Here is a 15900-nt window from a genome sequence, read left to right on the forward strand (position 1 = left end):
ATTAAAACTTCACAAGCTCTATGCCTTCTGGCAACTCACTCTCTGTTAAAATACGCAATTCCTTCACACGATCCATTACGTAAGAAGAACGCTTCACAAGCTCTGGATCAATATATGCTGGATGAACCATAATTTCTACCGTTTGTTCACCTTGTACTCTTTCTTTTAACTTCACAAAGTAATCTTCCGTCACACCATCCGCATAAAAATCACTGTAAAACACATCAGAAAATGGATGCACCGCTCTATCTTCCTCACAACGACGAATCGGAACATTATATTTAGCCGCTAATCTCTCAAGAACATCATGTAAGATCGGTAAACCATGCACATGATGATGACTATCTAAATGAGTTGGTGTTAATCCGTAAGATAAAAACTTCTCAATTTGAGCAGTCCATTCTCTCTCAACTTCTTCTGGATTTATATTCCCTTCCCTTACAACACTTTGTTTATGAAACGATCCGTTTTCCCCTACGAGTGACGGTACATCCTTTAACAGTGGTTCTCCTGCCGTTAATACGAGGTGTACGCCTACTCCGAGTAGGTTGTACTCTTTCGCTAAGCGTACCGCATGCTCTGTTCCTGGCATATTCATCATCATCGTCGTTGAATTTACAAGTCCATTTATATGCCCATCAATAATGCCGTAATTTGTACCTTCTGTAAGACCGAAATCATCTGCATTTACAATTAACTTAATCATCATAATACCTCCTAATAGAATAAAAAAAGCGGGCTAAATAGCGCCGCTTTTACTTCTCTACCTTTTTGAAGAACTGCGGAAGATACTCTTTATGTGCTTCCAACATTTCATCTAAAATTTGTTTTGCAACTTTATCTGATGGTACAAGTGGATTGATTGTCATAGCAAGCAGCGCCTTATGATAATCCCCTGTAACAGCAGCTTCAATTGTTGTGCGCTCAAATGATTTAATTTGTTGTACTAAACCGCGAACTGGTACTGGAAGATCTCCCACTGCAATTGGTTTTGGGCCTTCTTTCGTAATAATACAGTTCACTTCAACAGCTGAATCATGTGGTAAGCTTGCAATTGTTCCGTTGTTTCGTGTATTAACAGGCTGGATATCACCTTTATTATTGTAAATAGACGTAATTAAGCTACATGCTGCATCACTATAATAAGCTCCGCCACGTTTTTCTAATTGTGGTGGTTTAATATCTAAGTTCGGGTCTTTATATAACTCAAATAAATCATTTTCTAATTGTTTTACTACTTCTGCACGTGTACCTTTTTCAACAGAAGCTTCTTTCTCTTCTTCTAACATTTCACGTGTTTTGTAGTAGTAACGGTGGTATGGACATGGAATTACACGAAGTCCTCGAATAAAGTCTGGTTCCCAGTTAAGCGCTGCGATATTTTCCATCGTAATTTGCTTTTCTGGATCTGTCACAAGCTCTAACACACGGTCCATTACACTCACGCCATCTAAATATACGTCTAATCCATATACCATATGATTTAAACCTGCGAAATCAACGTGAACACGACTCGCATCTACTTCAAGTAATTTTGCAAGACCCATACGAATTCCGATTGGAACGTTACATAGACCAACTACTCTTTGAATATTTGTATAACGAAGAACAGCTTCTGTTACCATACCAGCTGGATTTGCAAAGTTAATTAACCATGCATTCGGACAGAGCTCCTCCATATCTTTACAAATATCTAAAATAACAGGAATCGTTCTCAACGCTTTGAATAAACCACCAGGACCATTCGTTTCCTGACCGATTACATCATATTTTAATGGGATTGCTTCATCTTTTGCACGTGCTTCTAATAAACCAACGCGAAGTTGTGTTGTTACGAAGTCAGCATCTTTTAATGCCTCGCGACGATCAAGTGTTAAATGTACCTCGATTGGTAAACCTGATTTTTTCACCATACGTTTCGCTAAGTTACCAACGATTTCTAACTTTTCTTTTCCTGCCTCAATATCTACTAACCAAATTTCACGAACAGGCAGTTCATCATAACGCTTAATAAATCCTTCAATTAACTCTGGTGTATAACTAGATCCACCGCCGATTGTAGCAATTTTAATTCCAGTCATGCTTTATTCCCCTTTCGCTTCAAGCTTTTTATAAAGATCGATAAACTCTGCTGCTAATTCTTTCACTGTAATCGCATTCATTAAATGATCTTGTGCGTGAATTAAAAGAACACTAACCTCTGTTTTTTCTCCTCTTGCTTCTGATTGTATGAGCTCTGTTTGAAAATGATGCGCTTCATTAATCGCTTCTTTTGCCTTTACCATCGCTTCATCTGCTTCTGCCATTTTCCCCTGTTTGGCAAATTGAAGTGCCTCCATCGCAAAGCTTCGTGCGTTACCACTATTTAAAATCAATTGGAATGGAATTTGTTCTGCTGTAGTCATCATAATTACCGCCCTCTCTATAAAGTTCAACCGATTTAAATACCCCTTCAGTTTGAACATGTCTATTAAAGTATGAATTTATTAATGATAGTTTAGTGTTCATATAGATGTTTTTCATCTTTTTGAACATGATATAAAGGTAATTATTCTGACGAGCTATAGGAACTCGCCAGAATAATATTTTTTAAAGTGATACTGAATTGTCGCTTCCTTTTGTTTCAGCTTTTGCAGCCTGTACATAAGTACGGTCACACATTAATACGAATGGATAGTAAATTACTACCGCGATTGCAAAGTTCACCACTTGTAGTGCTGCACCAGCGATGCTTCCGCCCGATACAAGATAACCACTAAAGATTGGTGGCATTGTCCATGGAACTAACGCAACTGTTTTTGGTACCCATCCTAAAGTAATTGCTGTATAAGAAGTAATAACTAATACAACCGGTGTAAGTACGAATGGGATAATTAACGTTGGGTTTAATACAATTGGCGTACCAAAAATAACTGGTTCGTTAATATTAAAGAAACCAGGACCGATAGATACACGGCCTACACCGCGAAGCTGCGCACTTTTCGCTACAAGCATTACTGCCACTAAGAACGCTAACGTTGCACCCGATCCCCCGATATATACGTATACATCAAAGAATGGTTTTGTGAAGATATGCGGTACGTCATATGCAGACATACCATCATTAAATAATTTCATATTTTTCTCTAATGCTGGTAAATAGATTGGGTCAATAATCCCCCCAATAATATTTGGACCATGTAATCCGAAGAACCATAATACGTGAATAAGTAACGCGATAATAATTGCACTTGGTAATGTACCCGCTAAACCTTGTAATGGTAATTGAATTGTTTCAAATACCATTTTATGAATGCTTGTTCCCGCAAGTTTCACAGCTAATTGAATACCTGCTGTTACAATCAAAATAACGAATGCTGGAACTAACGCTGCGAATGATTTCATTACTGCCGGTGGAACACCATCTGGCATTTTAATTGTAATATCCCTTTGAACAAAGAATCTAAACACTTCTGTTACAAGAAGAGCCACTATAATGGAAACGAATAGACCTTGTGCCCCTGTCCACGCTAAATCAATACCGCCTTCTTTTGGCGTTGTCGGAGAAATAATAATTAATGCACCGAATGTAATGATTGCTGCTGACAACGCATCGACGCCGTAAGATTTCGCTAAATTGTAACTTATCCCAACTGCGACTATGAGGGCGAGTATAGCAAAGGAACCAGTCCACATACCGCCACCGACATCTTTCCAAGCGTCACCAAATGTGCCCTTCATAAAGTTTTGGAAAGCATCAATTGGTAAGTTATTTATAAGTACTGCAAATGATCCAACTAAAATAAGAGGCATAACTGCGATAAATCCGTCACGGATTGCAACTAAGTGGCGCTGCGATCCAATTCTACCTGCGACTGGAACTAAATATTTCTCCATGAATGCAATAAACTTTTGCATTTCGCTTCCCCCCTAATTATTTTTTAAGTGTTAATGCGTGATCTAAAACTGCTTCTCCATTCATCATGCCGTAGTGCATTGGATTGATAACGTCGATTCCAACGTTTCTCTCATCAGCAAGCGTTTTCATTGAAGAAAGCATGTAACGAACTTGTGGTCCTAGTAATAATACATCTGCTTGATCGATATTCGTTTTTACTGCATCCCCAGATACAGCCCAAATCTTTCCTTCTAGACCGCGAGCTTTTGCAGCCGCTTCCATTTTTGTAACTAGTAAACTTGTAGACATCCCTGCTGAGCAACATAATAAAATATTCATTTGAAAATCCCCCTTGTGTAGTATAAAAAATTTATGTTTTATTTATTTTTCTTTACGCTATTTATCAATGCAATTAGCGTGCCAACTTTTTAAAACCACTAAAATCAGTGCTTTTTCGACTGTTTTCTTTGTGTGTTAACGCTTTCAATTAGTGTGTCGTTCAAAAAACACACAGTGTGTTATAAAACAACACGCTTTTAACACATAACTGTATGAAAATAGATTAGTGTTTAGTTGTCTAGTTATGTTTAATATGAAAAAACACTAAAAAAACTTTTTTATCGTAGGAATCTAGTAAAAAACAACATTTTCTTGGGCTCAGTCTTCTATCTATTCTATTGTCCAAGCAAACTCTACTAGATTACATAAAATAGAATAAAATAACACAATTCGAAAGGGGATTCTTATGCCAAAACATAGAAAACAAAGCAAAATAAAGATTTATAGAATAACAAGCTATAAAAAAGACAAGCGTTCTGAATTAGACTCTGACAAATTTGAACTAGAACAGCAGGACAAGCATGATATACAAGAAAAACAAGATAAACAGGATGAGCAGAATAAGCAAGATAAGCAAGTACAATCGGAAAATGTAATTATAGTACCTACAGATTCACACAGCTTAGATGTGTGGGATGAAATTTCTCTAAAGGAAATACAAGCTGGTGAACATACGAACCTATTTGAAGAAAAAAGTAATTATCAAAATATTAATTTAGTCCAAGTAAACGATGTTCGCTTATACTTGGACAAGCAACTACAATTTAGTTCCGTTGATGAGCAAATTTATCATGAAGCACTTGTACATCCAATTATGTCAAAAGTAATCGATCCAAAACGTGTTCTCATATTAGGTGGTGGCGATGGTCTTGCCTTACGAGAAGTTTTGAAATATGAAACTGTGCTACATGTAGACCTTGTTGATTTAGACGAGGCGATGATTAATATGGCACGTAATGTTCCAGAAATAGTATCTTTAAACAAAAATGCTTTTTTTGATAATCGAGTGAACGTGCACGTATGCGATGCAAAAGAATTTCTAAATTCACCTTCATCTTTATACGATGTAATCATTATTGATTTTCCAGACCCAGCGACAGAGTTGTTAAGTACTTTATATACAAGCGAACTATTTGCTCGTATAGCTACATTCTTAACAGAAGATGGTGCTTTCGTCTGTCAATCTAATTCACCTGCTGATGCACCTCTAGTATATTGGAGTATCGGTAATACAATTGAACACGCTGGATTAACTGTAAAAAGCTATCATACAATTGTTCCTTCTTTCGGAACTGACTGGGGATTTCATCTTGCTACTAATTCTGCACATGTACTCGATCAAATTGAACAATTATATGTAGTACCAACTCCTCGAACATTGCCTGCTCTTCTTTTTCCTTTATTTCAATTTAAAGAAGAACATCTAGAACAACGTAACCTCGCTCTTTTAAATTCAGAATCAAATCTTATCTTACATCAATGCTACAAACAGGAAATGAAGTTTTGAAGATATTATAGTAAGGAGTGCTGCCCTATGGAATATTCTACTTTTGGCAAGCATATAATAGTAGATTTGTGGGGAGTGGACTTTTCCCTATTAGATGATATGCACTTTTTAGAATATCATCTAGTTACAGCTGCAGATTACTCTGGTGCCCATGTTTTAAACGTAAGTAAAAAAGAGTTCCAGCCATATGGTGTTACTGTATTAGTGTTATTATCAGAAAGCCATCTTTCCATTCACACTTACCCGGAACAAAATTTTGCAGCTATTGACTGTTATACTTGCGGTACAACCGTTGAACCACAAATAGCGATTGATTATATCGTAAATATATTAAAACCGGAACGGATGCATATAAAAAGATTAATTCGTGGTATAGGAGAAATTGTTACTGCCGATTAATTATAACTCTTACTCATCCGAAAAAAGGAGGATTGTAAAATACCATCAGTGGGATGAACATTCCACTGATGGTACAGGCACATACATAAAATGAAATTTTAATTAGTGGGAGTTTTACTGCCCGTTAATTCGAGATAAAAAAACCTTGCATAAGCAAGGTTCATTCATCCACCGACATCTTCCTATATAACTCTACAAACTCACTCGCTAATTCTTTCACCGTAATTGCATTCATTAAATGGTCTTGTGCGTGTACCATTAAAAGAGTAACTTCGGTCTTTTCACCACCAGCTTCTTTCTGGATAAGCTCCGTTTGTACACGGTGCGCCTCTTTTAATTCCTCTAGTGCTTCTTGTAATTTAGCTTCAGCTTCTGTAAACTCCCCACGCTTCGCACAATCAATTGCTTCCATTGAACAACTTCTCGCGTTTCCCCCATGCAAGATTAAATGAAAAGCTTTCGTCTCTATCGTATCCATTTTAGTTCTTTACTCCCCCTTTTCTTCCGCCAGTTTTTGTTTATCCCATATTTTTAAGAACGGTAAATAAATGAAGAATGCTAGCGCAAAGTTAACAAGTTGTAAAATAACACCTGAAATTTTCCCGCCCGATCCTAAATATCCACTAAAAAGAATAGGTGTCGTCCAAGGTACAGCGGCCCCACTCGGACGTGCGACCCATCCCCATTCCATTGCAAAGTACGAAACAATTGTTAACACAACTGGAACTAATATAAATGGAATTAGTAAAAGTGGGTTCATCACAATCGGCATACCAAAAGTTACCATCTCATTAATATTAAATATACCAGGTGCAATTGATAATCTCCCTAAACTTTTTAATTGTTGACTTCGTGCAAATAGTAACATTCCGACAACTAGAGCAAGCGTTGCACCAGAACCGCCCATATAAATCCATAAGTCAAAAAACTGTGCCGTAATCGTATTTGGTACATCTTGCCCAGCTTGAAAAGCGACTCGGTTTTGATCCATTAACGACAACCAAACGGGGCTCATTACACCACCAACAATAGTAGCACCATGAATTCCACACGACCAAAGAACATGAACGAGAATAACTGCTATTATTGCGCCCCAAAGACTAGCACCAAGTACACTAAGTGGTTCCTGTAAAATTTGTCCTACAATATTATGGATACTGCCAAAAGAAGTATTTTCTATAATTAAGCGTAAAATCCAAATAACTGTTACAACAATAAATCCTGGAACAAGTGCCGCAAATGAACGCGTGACAGCTGGTGGAACTGTCTCTGGCATCTTTATGATTATCTTTTTTTGTACAATAAATCGATAAAGTTCAGTAGATATAAGTGCAATAATCATTGCTACAAATAACCCTTGGCTTCCCATTAATGCAGCTGGGATAGCGCCTTCTACAAGTACACTTTCTTTTGTACTTGGTATAATATATGCAACTTGAAATGGCGTCGCAAGTAAAAACGTCACAAGCGACAATGCCCCGGATGCTAAAGCATCCACTTTATAATACTCTCCAAGCCTGTAAGCGATTCCAAAAACAGCTATTAAAGCCATTATATTAAAAGTTGCACTAACTGGATACCCTAAAGCTCTCTGCCAATTCTCACCAAACAAACCTGCCATAAACTCGTTATATCCGGGTATTGGCAGTGCACTAATAATGAGGAAAAACGATCCAATAATTAAGAAAGGCATCGTTAAAATAATTCCATCTCGAATTGCTTGTAAATGCCTCTGCTCTGCAACCTTCCCTGCTACTGGCATCACATACTTCTCTAAAAACCGTATCATCTATCCCACTCTCCTCATGGTTTCATTGACAACGCTGCTTGCAAGATAGCTTCTCCATTACAAAGTCCGTAATGAACGGATTGAATGACATCAACAGGTATCCCTTTATCCTTACATAATTCTTTCATTTTCGGTAATAAATAACGTACTTGCGGTCCAAGTAAAAGGACATCAGCTTTATCAATATGACTATTCACTTCAGAACCTGATACTGCCCAGATTTTCACTTCTATCCCTCTTGCCTCTGCTGCTTTCTCCATCTTTGTAACAATCAAACTGGAAGACATTCCCGCTGCACAGCAAAGTAAAATATTCATTCTGCTTCCCTCCCCTTTTTTCTCTACCTAAATTATGGTGCACTCCTTGCCACCACTAGGTTACAAATATATATGTCTAGATTTCCTGCTGTATGCCGAGCTTAAAAACAAAAATTTCTTGGTTTTCGCGCTATTCCATCTATCCGTATTCTCCTAGTAAAGAGAACTCTAACTCGCTATAATGATTCAGTATGACTTTTTTTAATTGATAGGAGGATATATTTATGAAGGCATATCGCTTTCCACTTATTTTATTATCTTCTATCCTAATTGGTGGTTTCATTGGTTATTTCATGGGTGCCGATGCAGTTGCTTTAAAGCCGCTTGGTGACATTTTCTTAAACTTAATGTTTACGATTGTTGTACCTCTAGTGTTCTTTAGCATCGCATCGTCTATTGCTAATATGGATGGATTAAAACGTTTCGGTAAAATTATGTCTAGTATGGCTGGGACTTTCTTATTTACAAGTATTTTAGCTGCTATTTTTATGATTATTGTCGTGAAAGTATTCCCGCCAGCACAAGGTGTTGTACTAGAACTAACACAACCTGACAAAGCCGGCAAAGCTGTTAGTGTTGCAGATCAAATCGTCGGTATTTTAACAGTATCTGACTTCTCGAAGTTACTATCTCGTGAAAATATGTTAGCTCTTATTTTCTTCTCTATCTTAATGGGGATTGCAACTTCAGCAGTTGGCGAAAAAGGAAAGCCATTCGCTACATTCCTACAAGCTGGTGCAGAGATTTCAATGAAGGTTGTATCTTTCATTATGTACTACGCTCCAATCGGACTTGCTGCTTACTTCGCAGCATTAGTTGGCGAATTCGGACCACAACTTCTTGGAACTTACTTCCGAGCAGCAATGGTATACTATCCAGCTTCTCTTATCTACTTCTTTGTATTCTTCACGTTCTATGCATACCTTGCAGGTCGCAAACAAGGTGTACAAGTATTTTGGAAGAACATGGTCTCTCCTACAGTCACATCACTTGCAACTTGTAGTAGTGCCGCAAGTATTCCAGCGAACTTAGAAGCAACGAAGAAAATGGGTATTTCTTCAGACGTTCGTGAAACAGTTGTCCTTCTTGGTTCTACACTTCATAAAGACGGCTCTGTTTTAGGTGGCGTATTAAAAATTGCTTTCTTATTCGGTATTTTCAACATGGAATTCGAAGGACCGAAAACATTAGCAATCGCACTTGTTGTTTCTCTATTAGTAGGAACAGTAATGGGTGCTATTCCAGGCGGTGGTATGATCGGTGAAATGTTAATCGTATCTCTATACGGTTTCCCGCCAGAAGCACTGCCAATTATCGCAGCAATTAGTACAATCATTGATCCACCTGCAACGATGTTAAACGTAACAGCAGATAACGCTTGTGCCGTAATGACAGCTCGCCTTGTAGAAGGTAAGAATTGGATCAAAAACAAATTTGCTTAATAGAAAGAAAGAGGATGCTCCAAACGAGCATCCTCTTTCTTTCGTTATTTATTGATAGGTTGATATCTCCTCTCGCCACAAATTTGTTAAAATCTTCACAAATATTCCACATCCATTATCCATTCTCCGTACTATAATCATGTATGGAAAAGGAGATGGAAACGATGACACAAAGCGCACCTGAATTTAAAGTTTTGCAAAGCATTGCATTTCTCGCTGTCGTTTTGCAAAGTTCCTTATTATATACAATGAATCAAGGAAATGTCTTACTTGAGCAATCCCTCATTATGGGCATGCTATTTAATCTTGCAAAATTCTCAGCACCAGCATTCATATTTATCGTTGGATTTCACTTAATTCGTCACTATACGAAGCAATTAGTATATAAAGAATATATTTCTGAAAAAGCGACACACTTACTCATTCCTTATTTCTTTTGGTCTATTCTTTACTTATTAACAACAAATGATCTTATTACATTACAAGGCGGAATAAAAAGTTTATTACTCGGAACAGCCGCGCCCCATCTTTGGTACGTTATTATGATGTTCCAAATTCACTTATTGTTCCCTTTACTATGCACACTTTTTTATTGGTTTCAAAAACGAACAGAAAATAAAAAAGACATATATAAATATATGACCTTTTTCGCTTGCCTATATTTTCTATTAATGTGGTTCTCTTCTCACTATATTTTTAATGGAGAAAAATTAACAAGTTCAACAATTTTACATTATACAGATCGATCATTTCTATTCTACTCATTCTATTTCGTTATGGGTGGCATTGCCGCTGTAGCACTAAAAACTTGGCGTCTATTCGTCATGAAACATATCCCGCTTATAACAATATTATTTTTCATCTTATTTTTATTCATCAATTATGAGTTGTTTAGTTTTTACGGAGCAAACTCTATTCATTTAACTGTTTCTACCTATTTAAAGCCATCTATGTTTTTATATATCGTATGCGAAATTATCATACTGTATGTGTTATCTATTATGATAGTACAGCGTCGTGGTTTCTTATATAAAACGTTACGTTTCATTGGAAATTACACGTATGGTGCTTATTTAGCTCATTTATTCTTCTTGCAACTATGCACAAAACTTCTTTCCTTATTCACGCTGCAAGAAAATACTATATTATATACCCTATTACTATTTGTGTTAACGGCCATTATCTCTATTTCAACAATGGTCATTTGTAGCACAATACCATTTCATACTTGGATTACAGGACCTTCTCCTACAACAAAGATGAAATGGACGAAGGTTGTATTCCGAAAAAATCATAAAAAACTATTCAAGCCATATATTTGATATAATAATACGCATATAAAAAGAAAGCGAGAGACACCTATGATTAATCAAGTTGGACAAATTATGCTATATGTAAATAACCAAGACGAAACAGTACAATTTTGGACAGAAAAAGTAGGGTTCCAAATCATTGCGGAAGAAAATAACGGAAACGGATTCCGCTGGATTGAAATTGCACCGGCGAAAGAAGCAGGAACAAGCATCGTCCTTCACGATAAAGCGTTAATCGCGAAGATGCAACCTGAACTAAACCTAAATACACCTTCACTTATGTTCTTCTCAGATGACTTAGACCGTCTATATAAAGATCTTTCTGAGAAAAATGTCACAGTTGGACAGGTTGTAGATTTACCTACTGGTAGAGCATTCAACTTTGCTGATAATGAAAATAATTACTTTGCAGTAATGGAACGTAAATAAAAAATAAGCTATCCGAAAAAATCGGATAGCTTATTTCATCTTAAGAAACTTGTTCTACATTCGTTTCTCTATGCTGTATATGACTCGTGATCCAAGCAATTCCACCGGCAACAACGAGATAACATAACAATATTAAAATTTGCATTTGTAATTGCGACCAATCTCCTAAAGAGATAACATCTTGTAATCCTCTAAGAGAATGAGACATTGGGAGAAACTGTCCAATTTTGCTAAGAACAGCTATGTTTAATTCTCCTGGGAAAGTACCTCCGCTCGTCGCTAATTGCAGGACAAGAAGGGTTACCGCTAAGAACTTTCCAACAAGACCAAATACTGTTACTAACATAAGAATAAATGTCATGAACGTAAAGGAAATAACAATACTTGATAAAACAAAGAGTGGCACACTTGCGACTTCTAATTTCATAACACCTAGCACAACTACATCTACGAGTAGCGCTTGAATAAGTCCAATTAAATATACCAATCCTAGTTTATTAATAAAATGTACCGTTCCGCTTACCTTCATATTTTGTCTGCGGCCAAGAGGTAAAATATTCGATGCCATAATTCCACCAACATAAAATGCAAGTGATAAGAAATATGGCGCAATGCCTGAACCGTAGTTAGGCACGTCAGAAACTGTTGACTTCACTAACTGAACTGGCTCTGAGAACATCGTATTACGTGCATCATCATTACGAACATCCGCTATCTTCTCTGCGCCCTCTCCCAATTTCGTAGAAAGTTCTTTCGCACCATCATCAAGTTTAACAAGTCCATTTGTTAATTTACTAGCACCGTTATTCAGCTCCGTTCCACCACTCGCAAGCTGATTTACACCTTCTTGCAATGATGTAAACCCATTTCCCCACTTCGTAAATCCATCAGCCAAATTCGATGCACCATCTGCTACCTTTTTCGTTCCAGCAGTAGCTTCATTTAACTTAACTCCGAATGTATTCATGCCTTCTTCAATCTTATGTTGACCGTCAGCAATCTTCTTCGCACCTTGTGTCAATTGTTGTTGGCTATTATTTAAAGTATTTGTTGCTTTAGCTAGTCCATCAGACGTAGCAACAATTTTTTGAAAAGCGGGATCTTGCTGCACTTCTGGATGATTTTTCACGTACTCTTCTAATTGTTGTTTTATACTATTAGCTGCACCATCCGCTTTTACTTGGCCTTCAGCAAGCTTCTCACTTCCGCTCACCCATTCATTTGTACCAGCACTTAATTCACTAACCCCTGATTGTAACGTTTTTTCACCTTGTGCTAATAACTCCATACCGCTATGAAGTGAAGTTGCTCCTTGACTTAGCTCATTCGCTCCGTCAGTTAAGGCTGATTTGCTAGAAGCAAGTTTTTCACTTCCCTCTTTCACTTTTGATGTCCCGTCACTTAAACGATGAATACCATCTGCAAGCTGATTTGCCCCATTTCTTGCATCTGTCGTTCCTTCATGTAACTTCCCAGCACCATTACTTGCATCACTCAACCCTTGTGCTAAGTCTTGAAACTTTGAAAACACACCTTCTGTATAAGATTTCGTAATACTATTTGAAATTTTTGTTTTCATATTTTCAACAGCTGTCGTTCCAATTTGCGCTGCTACAAAGTTTTTACCCGGATTTACTTTGTACTGCAATTGTGCTGGTTCTGGTTTCTCATCCATAAGTGTACTTACCTTTTTAGAGAAATCAGCTGGAATCGTAACAACCATATAGTACTTATCTTCTTTTAGCCCTTCATCAGCATTTTTTTCTGATACGAAATGAAAAGCCAGTTCTTTATTCTCCTTTAAATTTTTTACAAAATCGTCTCCTGCATGAATTGTTTTCTCATCCATCGCAGCACCTTTATCTAAATTCACAACCGCAACAGGTAATTTATCTAATTTTCCGTACGGATCCCAATATCCGGCTAAAAAGAATCCTGAATAAATTAACGGAACGATTAATAAAAAAATTAAAGCGATACGTCCATGTTTATGGTGCCACATCGCTTTCCAATCTTTAAATACAAGTTGAATTCCCTTCATGAAACATACTCCTTCTCCGAATTTAACACCATTAGAATGGTTTAACAGATTTACTATACACGTCACTTTCCATACTGTATAATACATCTTTAATTATTAATTCATTCCTTTTGGTCTATAGAAAGGAGACTCGAAATGGAACTGCTCCAGTTAAAATACTTTCAGACAGTGGCACGACTAGAACATATGACAAAGGCAGCTGAAGAATTGCATATCGCACAACCTTCACTCAGCAAAACAATCGCTAGACTCGAAAAGGATTTAGGCGTCCCTTTATTTGATCGCCAAGGTCGACAGATTACTTTAAATTCTTTCGGAAAAGTATTTTTGAAACGAGTAGAGCGTATTTTTCATGAATTAAGCGAAGGGGAACGAGAAATTAAAGATTTAGCCGAATTACAACAAAGCTCTATTACACTAGCCGTTTCTATTCCGAGAATATTGCCAGAACTACTTGGCTCTTTTTTACTAGAACATCCTAACGTTCGGTTCCAACAATTTCTGGCATCCACTCCTTCTATGAAACGACAACTAGATAATATAGAAATTGACTTTTGTATCTCCTCTGTGCCAATTGAAGGAGAAGAAATTGTTTGGGAACCACTTATTACAGAAGAAATTTTCTTAGTCGTCCCTTCAGGCCATCGTTTATCAGGCCGAGAAAATATCCACCTCCATGAAGTAAAGGACGAACCGTTCATTAGTATGAACACTGGCTATGGATTTCGGCACTTAACAGATGAATTTTGTAAAGAAGCTGGTTTCACTCCGCATATTGCTTTTGAAGTCGATGAACCGACCGTAATTAGCGACCTCATTAAGCAAGGTCTCGGCATCGCTTTTGTTCCAAGTTTAACTTTATTAAAAAACTCTACTTTAGCATCAAGCAAGTTGCGTATTATTGAACCCACTTGTCAGCGAACCATCGGATTAAGTTGGTCAAAAAAACGCTACTTATCAAAAACAGCTCAGCAATTCCGTGAATTCGTGATTGACTACTTCTCTAATATTAGGACATAAAATTATATGAACAAATAAAAGGTGCCACCCTCATATGGTGGCACCTTTTATTGTTCACTCTTTTTTAATTCCATTTCAGCTAAAAGCGGCAATACGTTATCAAAAATATGCGTATTATTATTTTCACCTGTTACATATCCACCGTAATATCTACTAAATACATTGTCATTTCGGAATGTGGCCATATGATCATACAATTCCTTCGCAAACTTTGTATCACCTGTTTGTAGTACGTACAAAATCGTTAGTCCGTACGCGGCCGGCGATTCATAATTCACAGTTTGTTTTCCCGTTTCTAAATTGTAACGACCGTATAGCTTTCCATCCTCCTGGAACTTCTTCTTTATAAATTCCAAATAAGCGGCTGATGAAAGACCACCTAAACTTCGATGATATGCAACGTATGATTGGTCAATAAGATTCACTTCTTTATCGTACGTAAATGTACCATCTTCTTTATACTCTTTTGGGAATGCCCAGCCATGCCTTGGATAATCTGCTAAAAATTGAACGACTTCCTGATATTGCTGAGCAGAAACTTTGCCGTACTTCTTCATATAGGAGAATGCACGCGGATTTATGTATGATGTTGTTACAAAATTATTTTGTTTTCCTGCATCTGCATCATAATAATCAACATAATAATTATCTTTTTTATTATAACGAAGTACAGCATCACTTAATTGATCGGCAAGGTTTTTATAACGCTCTTCCTTATACATTTCATAAGCACGATATAATTGTTCTATAATACGAAGATCATCTATAAGTGCATTTGTAGCTGACTGCCTCTCTCCCTTTTCAGAGAGTTTCCATAAAACGATATGATTCTTATATATGAAATTATCTTGAATAACCTTTACTTGCTCATCAAATAACGCCTGATCATCTTTATCAAGTGTATACTGTAACCATAATCCCGCCGATTCTGATAAAGCTTCACGTCCCTTAGCTTCACCCGTACCTGCCTTAGTATCTACTAAACGATACGTGGCAAGTGTTCCATTGTCATTCACCATATGTCTTAAAATAAAATTTTCTGTACGGTTTCCTTGTAAAGCTGACCAAAATACAATTCCACCTAAAGCGATTAAGAAGATAACTCCAATCCCTATATATAAACGTTTCCGCAATCTTTTCACCTCCCTAGTAAGGCTAACCTTAATTTTATCAGAACATACATAAATTTAAAAAAGACAATCTATTAGATTGTCTCCCGCATTTCTATCCCCCGCAAACCTCTTTAGAAGGTTTATATAGCGATTGTACAAGTCGATCATATTCACGACGTGTAATTTCTTTATTATATAGCTTCAATAATAAATCTCTATGCTCTTTTGAAAATGCCATCTTTTTAATGACTTCAGGATACATAAAACACCCTCTCCATTTCACATAAACTTCTTGATTTCGAAAAACAGAACTTA

General features: G+C 36.9%; 17 protein-coding genes. 6 read left to right on the forward strand and 11 right to left on the reverse strand.

What is annotated here, in order from left to right:
• Position 1: 1 nt before the first annotated feature.
• The 5 genes from chbG to C3Y97_RS26215 form a co-directional block, all read right to left on the reverse strand.
• A complete protein-coding gene (gene chbG / locus C3Y97_RS26195; RefSeq protein WP_000593496.1) occupies positions 2 to 706 on the reverse strand; it encodes a chitin disaccharide deacetylase in 705 nt (234 codons plus the stop codon).
• Positions 707 to 755: 49 nt separating this feature from the next.
• Entirely contained in the window at positions 756 to 2081 is a 1326-nt protein-coding gene (gene celF, locus C3Y97_RS26200; RefSeq protein ID WP_100654888.1) for a 6-phospho-beta-glucosidase, read from the reverse strand.
• 3 nt (positions 2082 to 2084) lie between these two features.
• Positions 2085 to 2408, reverse strand: a complete 324-nt coding sequence (locus C3Y97_RS26205; RefSeq protein ID WP_000989055.1) for a PTS lactose/cellobiose transporter subunit IIA — start codon at positions 2406 to 2408, stop codon at positions 2085 to 2087.
• A gap of 181 nt (positions 2409 to 2589) precedes the next feature.
• The gene (celB, locus tag C3Y97_RS26210; RefSeq protein ID WP_001168848.1) at positions 2590 to 3897 is read right to left on the reverse strand and encodes a PTS cellobiose transporter subunit IIC; all 1308 of its coding nucleotides are present in this window, start codon (positions 3895 to 3897) and stop codon (positions 2590 to 2592) included.
• Positions 3898 to 3913: 16 nt separating this feature from the next.
• Positions 3914 to 4216, reverse strand: coding sequence for a PTS sugar transporter subunit IIB (locus tag C3Y97_RS26215; RefSeq protein WP_001023569.1), 303 nt, complete (start codon positions 4214 to 4216; stop codon positions 3914 to 3916).
• 406 nt (positions 4217 to 4622) lie between these two features.
• Between C3Y97_RS26215 and C3Y97_RS26220 the strand changes: the two genes are divergently transcribed.
• Both C3Y97_RS26220 and speD read left to right on the forward strand, forming a co-directional pair.
• Positions 4623 to 5723 (forward strand): polyamine aminopropyltransferase, encoded by a 1101-nt coding sequence (locus C3Y97_RS26220; RefSeq protein ID WP_098214311.1) that lies wholly within the window; start codon positions 4623 to 4625, stop codon positions 5721 to 5723.
• A gap of 27 nt (positions 5724 to 5750) precedes the next feature.
• Positions 5751 to 6122, forward strand: coding sequence for an adenosylmethionine decarboxylase (gene speD, locus C3Y97_RS26225; RefSeq protein ID WP_000456821.1), 372 nt, complete (start codon positions 5751 to 5753; stop codon positions 6120 to 6122).
• A gap of 160 nt (positions 6123 to 6282) precedes the next feature.
• Here the strand turns inward: speD and C3Y97_RS26230 are convergent, their stop codons facing one another.
• The 3 genes from C3Y97_RS26230 to C3Y97_RS26240 are packed head-to-tail and all read right to left on the reverse strand — an operon-like array spanning position 6283 to position 8228.
• Positions 6283 to 6600, reverse strand: coding sequence for a PTS sugar transporter subunit IIA (locus tag C3Y97_RS26230; RefSeq protein ID WP_000379645.1), 318 nt, complete (start codon positions 6598 to 6600; stop codon positions 6283 to 6285).
• 9 nt (positions 6601 to 6609) lie between these two features.
• Entirely contained in the window at positions 6610 to 7911 is a 1302-nt protein-coding gene (gene celB / locus C3Y97_RS26235; protein ID WP_000617789.1) for a PTS cellobiose transporter subunit IIC, read from the reverse strand.
• Positions 7912 to 7925: 14 nt separating this feature from the next.
• A complete protein-coding gene (locus C3Y97_RS26240; RefSeq protein ID WP_001023543.1) occupies positions 7926 to 8228 on the reverse strand; it encodes a PTS sugar transporter subunit IIB in 303 nt (100 codons plus the stop codon).
• A 224-nt stretch (positions 8229 to 8452) separates the two neighbouring features.
• Here C3Y97_RS26240 and C3Y97_RS26245 point away from each other — a divergent pair, with 224 nt between their 5' ends.
• The 3 genes from C3Y97_RS26245 to C3Y97_RS26255 all read left to right on the forward strand — a co-directional run bounded on the left by C3Y97_RS26245 (position 8453) and on the right by C3Y97_RS26255 (position 11412).
• Positions 8453 to 9670 carry a dicarboxylate/amino acid:cation symporter gene (locus tag C3Y97_RS26245; protein ID WP_000649376.1) on the forward strand — a complete coding sequence of 406 codons (1218 nt, stop codon included), beginning with the start codon at positions 8453 to 8455 and terminating at the stop codon, positions 9668 to 9670.
• Positions 9671 to 9834: 164 nt separating this feature from the next.
• A complete protein-coding gene (locus C3Y97_RS26250; RefSeq protein ID WP_000194334.1) occupies positions 9835 to 10992 on the forward strand; it encodes an acyltransferase in 1158 nt (385 codons plus the stop codon).
• 39 nt (positions 10993 to 11031) lie between these two features.
• Entirely contained in the window at positions 11032 to 11412 is a 381-nt protein-coding gene (locus C3Y97_RS26255; protein ID WP_000610160.1) for a VOC family protein, read from the forward strand.
• 40 nt (positions 11413 to 11452) lie between these two features.
• On the opposite strand, the gene C3Y97_RS26260 is transcribed toward C3Y97_RS26255, so the two are convergent.
• Positions 11453 to 13453 carry a YhgE/Pip domain-containing protein gene (locus tag C3Y97_RS26260; protein ID WP_136363696.1) on the reverse strand — a complete coding sequence of 667 codons (2001 nt, stop codon included), beginning with the start codon at positions 13451 to 13453 and terminating at the stop codon, positions 11453 to 11455.
• Positions 13454 to 13588: 135 nt separating this feature from the next.
• Here C3Y97_RS26260 and C3Y97_RS26265 point away from each other — a divergent pair, with 135 nt between their 5' ends.
• Positions 13589 to 14473, forward strand: a complete 885-nt coding sequence (locus C3Y97_RS26265) for a LysR family transcriptional regulator (RefSeq protein ID WP_000421926.1) — start codon at positions 13589 to 13591, stop codon at positions 14471 to 14473.
• 47 nt (positions 14474 to 14520) lie between these two features.
• Here C3Y97_RS26265 and C3Y97_RS26270 read toward each other — a convergent pair whose 3' ends face one another.
• The gene (locus C3Y97_RS26270; protein ID WP_001231662.1) at positions 14521 to 15606 is read right to left on the reverse strand and encodes a hypothetical protein; all 1086 of its coding nucleotides are present in this window, start codon (positions 15604 to 15606) and stop codon (positions 14521 to 14523) included.
• Positions 15607 to 15697: 91 nt separating this feature from the next.
• Positions 15698 to 15847, reverse strand: a complete 150-nt coding sequence (locus C3Y97_RS27955; protein WP_000283180.1) for a hypothetical protein — start codon at positions 15845 to 15847, stop codon at positions 15698 to 15700.
• Between the last annotated feature and the right edge of the window lie 53 nt (positions 15848 to 15900).

This window comes from Bacillus sp. DU-106 (genome assembly GCF_004799705.1).
Taxonomy (GTDB): domain Bacteria; phylum Bacillota; class Bacilli; order Bacillales; family Bacillaceae_G; genus Bacillus_A; species Bacillus_A cereus.